The sequence below is a fragment of the Streptomyces sp. NPDC059456 genome (genome assembly GCF_042750055.1).
GTDB lineage: Bacteria > Actinomycetota > Actinomycetes > Streptomycetales > Streptomycetaceae > Streptomyces.
In genome coordinates, this window is sequence record NZ_JBHYVA010000570.1 from 1 (window position 1) to 5,632 (window position 5,632).

A 5,632-nucleotide genomic window follows, 5' to 3' on the forward strand; every position below is an offset into this window, starting at 1 on the left:
CAGGCCGTCCCCCGTACGACCCGCGAGGTGCATGTGTCCACGCTCCAGGCCGAACACGTCTACAAGGTGTTCGGAAGACGACCCGCCGACGGCGCTGCCGCGGTCCGCGCGCTGCGAGACGGCGCCGACCGCGACGAGCTGCGCGCCAACGGGACGACGGCTGCTGTGATCGACGCCTCGTTCCGCGTCGAGCCCGGTGAGATCTTCGTCGTCATGGGTCTGTCGGGATCCGGCAAGTCCACGCTGCTGCGCATGCTGAACGGACTGCTCGACCCCACCGAGGGGCGCATCCTCTTCGACGGACAGGACCTCACCTCGCTCTCCCGGCGTGAGCTGCGCCACGTCCGCTCCACCAAGATCAGCATGGTCTTCCAGCACTTCGCGCTCTTCCCGCACCGCAGTGTGCTGGAGAACGCCGCCTACGGGCTGGAGGTCCAGGGAGTCGCCCGCGCCGAGCGCGAGCGCCGCGCCGCCGAGGCGCTGGAGCTGTGCGGGCTCGCCGGCTGGGAGGCCTCCTGGCCCGACGAGCTGTCCGGCGGCATGCAGCAGCGCGTCGGGCTGGCCCGCGCCCTGGCCACCGACGCCGACCTGCTCCTGATGGACGAGTCCTTCAGCGCGCTGGACCCGCTGATCCGCCGCGACATGCAGGACCAGCTGCTGGAGCTCCAGCAGCGGCTCAAGAAGACCATCGTGTTCATCACGCACGACCTCAACGAGGCCATGCGCCTCGGCGACGGCATCGCCGTCATGCGCGACGGGCGCATCGTCCAGCAGGGCACCGCCGAGGACATCCTGACCCGGCCCGCCGACGACTACGTCGCCTCCTTCATCCAGGACGTCGACCGCTCCCGGGTGCTGACCGCCGACGCCGTGATGACCGGACCCGTCGCCGGGAGCTGCGCCTGCGGCTGCCCCAGCGTCACCGCCGACACCCCGCTCGCCGACCTGTGCGCCGTCAGCGCCCGCGTCCCGCACCCCGTCGCCGTCACCGATGACGCCGGGACCGTCGTGGGCTCCGTGGCGCAGGACCGCCTCGTCGCCTTCATCGGTGACGAACAGCGCGCCCCGATGCGCTGCGCGGAGGTGGCCGCCTGATGCCCCGCCTGCACCTCGGCGCCTGGGTCGACAGCGGAGTCGACTTCCTCCAGCGCCACCTGTCCTGGCTGTTCGACGCGATCAGCGCGCTCGTCACCGGCCTGTACGACGGCATCCACGCCGTGCTCGACGCGCCCGCCCCGCTGCTGTTCGCCGGCATCCTCGCCGTCGCCGCGTGGTGGCTGCGCGGGCTGCTCGCCGCGCTCCTCGCCTTCGCCGGCTTCGCGCTCGTCGACTCCGTCGGCCTGTGGGGCGACGCGATGTCCACGCTCTCCCTGGTCCTGGTCGCGACCCTCGTCACACTCGTGTTCGCGGTCCCGCTCGGCATCTGGGCCTCCCGGTCCGACCGGGTCAGCGCCGTCCTGCGGCCCGTCCTCGACTTCATGCAGACCATGCCGGCCATGGTCTACCTGATCCCCGGCATCATCTTCTTCGGCGTGGGCGTCGTCCCGGGCATCATCGCGACGATCATCTTCTCGCTGCCGCCCGGCGTCCGGATGACCGAGCTCGGCATCCGCCAGGTCGACGCCGAACTCGTCGAAGCCGCCGACGCCTTCGGGACCACCCCGCGCGACACCCTCGTACGCGTGCAGCTGCCGCTGGCGCTGCCGACCATCATGGCCGGCATCAACCAGGTCATCATGCTCGGCCTGTCCATGGTCGTCATCGCCGGCATGGTCGGCGGCGGCGGGCTCGGCGGCGCCGTCTACCGGGCCATCGGCAACGTCGACATCGGCCTCGGCTTCGAGGCGGGCATCTCCATCGTCATCCTCGCCATGTACCTGGACCGGATGACCGGGGCCCTGGGCCGCCAGGTCTCCCCCCTCGGCCGCCGGGCCCTGGCCAAGGCGCGGGCCGCCGCGAGCGGCGCCGCCAAGCTGTGGAGCCACCGCCCCCAGCCCGCCCACGCCATCACCGGGGCCGTGGTCCTCGCCCTCGTCGCGGGCGGCCTCAACACCTTCGGCGGCTCCGGGCAGCCGGGCGCCGCGGCCGACGGCATCGGCAAGGGCCGCACGATCAGCATCGGCTACATCCCGTGGGACGAGGGCATCGCCTCGACCTACCTGTGGAAGGAGCTCCTGGAGCGCCGCGGCTTCCGGGTCGAGGCGCGGCAGCTGGAGCTCGGCGCCCTGTTCACCGGGATGGCGGGCGGCCAGGTCGACTTCCAGACCGACGCCTGGCTGCCGGTCACACAGGCCCAGTACTGGGAGAAGTACGGGAACAAGCTGGACGACCTCGGGTCCTGGTACGGCCCGACCTCCATCGAGCTGTCCGTCCCCTCCTACATGAAGGACGTCACCTCCCTCGCCGACCTCAAGGGCAAGGGCTCCGAGTTCAAGGGCCGGATCATCGGCATCGAGCCCAGCGCGGGCGCGATGGGGATCCTGAAGGGCAAACTGCTCAAGGAGTACGGCCTCGACGGCGAGTACAAGGTCGTCGACGGATCGACCCCCGGCATGCTCGCCGAACTGAAGCGGGCCTACGAGAAGCGGGAGCCGGTGGCGGTCGTGCTCTGGTCACCGCACTGGGCGTACGCCTCGTACGACCTGAAGAAGCTGGAGGACCCCAAGGGGGCCTGGGGCAAGGGTGACGGCATCCACACCCTGGCCCGCAAGGGCTTCGCCGCCGACGAACCGGAAGTGGCCTCCTGGCTGCGGTCGTTCAAGATGACCGAGGCCCAGCTCACCGGCCTGGAGGCCAAGATCCAGGACGCGGGCAAGGGCAACGAGCAGCAGGCGGTCCGCACCTGGCTGAAGGACCACCCGGAGATCGCGAAGGCCGCGTGACCACGGCACGGCGGTGAAGGCGCCGGCGGTCGGCACAGGAGTACGCTCCGCCGACCGCCGGCGCCTTTCCCGTTCCCGGCGGCTCGGCCCGCTTCCTGATACATGCTCAAAACTGCTTGATTGAAGACGATTTCGAGCAGCATCCTTCAAGTGATCTCCGTGGGCCGCTATCTTGCCAGGCGCATGCCAAAGCGGTGTGTCCGTCATCCGGACCGCACGAGGAGCTGCCCCATGAGATTCATCCGCATCCCCAGCAGCATCCGCATCCGCATCCTCAAGAAGCCCGGACGCCGGCGCGCCTCCCCGGCCGCGCTGCTCGCCGGCGCCCTCACCGTCGCGGGTCTGGCCGCCGCCGGACCGGTGACCCCACCGGCCGCGGCCGCGCCGGCCCCCGCCACGGCGGGCAACGCCACCGGCCTCACCCGGTCCGGGAACACCTTCACGGTCACCACCAGCAGCGGCGCCAAGGCCCGCGTGGCCGTCGCCCGCGCCGACATCTTCCGGCTCTGGCTCTCGCCCGACGGCTCCTTCACCGACGACCCCGCCGGCTCCGACCTCGCCCCCACCACCGACTTCGGTTCCGTCGACACCGCCTCCACCGACGCGGGCACCTACTACCGGATCACCACCGGAGCCCTGAACATCCGCGTCAACAAGACGCCCTTGCAGTTCTCCGTCTACCGCGCCGACAACTCCACCCTCGTCTGGCAGGAGACCCAGCCCACCTCCTGGACGGCCGCCCGGACCACCCAGTACCTGGCCCGCGGCGCCGACGAGCAGTTCTACGGCACCGGTCTGCGCCTCGGCGAATGGGCCCTGCGCGGCAAGACCGTCCCCGTGGCCGTCGACAACAAGTGGCGCGAGAACAGCAATGCCAGCCCGGCCCCCTTCTACATGTCCACCAACGGCTACGGCGTCATGCGCAACACCTGGGCCCCCGGCTCCTACGGTTTCAACGCCCCCACCACGCTGACCCACGACGAAAAGCGGTTCGACGCCTGGTACTTCACCGGCGACTCGCTGAAATCCGTACTCGATGCCTACACCGATGTGAGCGGCAAGCCGTTCATGGCACCGATGTGGGGCCTGGAACTCGGCAACGCCGACTGTTTCAACGCCTCCAACCCCGCATACCAGGGCGACCACGACCGCCCGCGCCACCAGACCACCCCCGACGTGGTCGGCTACGCCACCGACGCCCGCGCCGCCGACATGCCCTCGGGCTGGTTCCTGCCCAACGACGGCTACGGCTGCGGCTACACCGCGCCACTGAAATCGACGGTCGACGCCCTGAAGGCCAAGGGCTTCCAGACCGGACTGTGGACGTCCACGGGCCTCGGCTCCATCGCGGACGAGGTCGGCGGCGCCGGCACCCGCGGGGTGAAGACCGACGTGGCCTGGATCGGCGGCGGCTACAAGAGCGCGTTCACCGGCGTCCGGCAGGCCGTCGACGGCATCGAGAAGAACTCCGACGCCCGCCGCTACGTGTGGACCGTCGACGGCTGGGCCGGCACCCAGCGCAACGCCGTCGTCTGGACCGGCGACACCAACGGCACCTGGGACGACATGCGCTGGCACGTCCCGGCCATCGCGGGCGCGGGCCTGTCGGCCCTGAACTACGCCTCCGGCGACGTCGACGGGATCTTCGGCGGCAGCCCCCGGACGTACACCCGGGACCTCCAGTGGAAGGCCTTCACACCCGCCTTCATGACGATGTCGGGCTGGGGCGCGACCAACCCGTCCGCGGGCTACCAGGACAAGCAGCCCTGGCGGTTCGCCGAGCCGTACCTCTCCGTCAACCGCAAGTACCTCCAGCTCAAGATGCGGCTGATGCCCTACCTGTACACCATGAGCCGCACCGCGCACGAGAGCGGTGTGCCGAGCACCCGCGCCCTGGTCCTGGAGTACCCCGACGACCCGGTGGCCCGCGGAAACCTCACCAGCGGCCAGTTCATGGCCGGCGATTCCTTCCTCGTCGCCCCGGTCGTCTCCGACACCTCCGTCCGCGACGGCATCTACCTGCCCGCCGGGACCTGGACGGACTACTGGACCGGGAAGACGTACGCGGGACCGGGCTGGCTGAACGGCTACCGGGCGCCGCTCGAGACCCTGCCCCTGTTCGTCAAGGGCGGCGCGATCGTGCCGATGTGGCCGCAGATGAACCACACGGGCGAGAAGCCCGTCTCCACCCTCACCTACGACATCCACCCGCGCGGGAACTCCTCGTTCAGCCTGTACGAGGACGACGGGATCACCCGCGCCCACGAGTCCGGCGCCTACGCCCGCCAGCAGGTCGACGTCACCGCCCCGGCCGCCGGCTCCGGCACGGTCACCGTCTCCGTCGGCGCCCCGACCGGCAGTTACGCCGGCAAACCGGCCGCCCGCGGCTACGAGTTCACCCTGCACGTCGCCTCCGCCCCGGGCGCGGTGACCGCGGACGGGGCCGCGCTGGGCCGCCTGGGCTCCAAGGCCGCCTACGACGCGGCCGCGACCGGCTGGTACTTCGACCCCGCCGACCGCGGCGGCATCCTGTGGGTCAAGTCCGGTAACAAGGCGGGCGCGTTCGGCATCACCGTCACGGGCACGTCCGTCCCGGCGGCCGACCCGGTCCCGGCGACCTCCGCGCCCGTCCCGCAGTCGGCGTGGACCCTGGTCTCCGCCGACAGCCAGGAGAGCGCCGCCCAGTACGGGGGAGCCGAGAAAGCGTGCGACTGCAACGCGCTCAGGATCTGGCGCCCCGCCGGGTCGTC

The 5,632-nt window shown here is 71.1% G+C and carries 3 protein-coding genes; all 3 read left to right on the forward strand.

The genetic code is table 11. The features are described from left to right. Window positions 1-33 precede the first annotated feature (33 nt). Complete coding sequence (locus ACFXA3_RS33620) at window positions 34-1,095, forward strand: glycine betaine/L-proline ABC transporter ATP-binding protein (RefSeq protein ID WP_385193140.1); 1,062 nt, start codon at window positions 34-36, stop codon at window positions 1,093-1,095. After that, on the forward strand, window positions 1,095-2,882 hold the full coding sequence (locus ACFXA3_RS33625) for an ABC transporter permease/substrate binding protein (protein ID WP_385193134.1): 1,788 nt from the start codon (window positions 1,095-1,097) through the stop codon (window positions 2,880-2,882). The genes ACFXA3_RS33620 and ACFXA3_RS33625 overlap by 1 nt, the downstream gene beginning before the upstream one ends. A gap of 231 nt (window positions 2,883-3,113) precedes the next feature. Further along, window positions 3,114-5,632 (forward strand): TIM-barrel domain-containing protein (locus ACFXA3_RS33630; protein ID WP_385193137.1); only part of this gene is annotated, 2,519 nt, incomplete at its 3' end.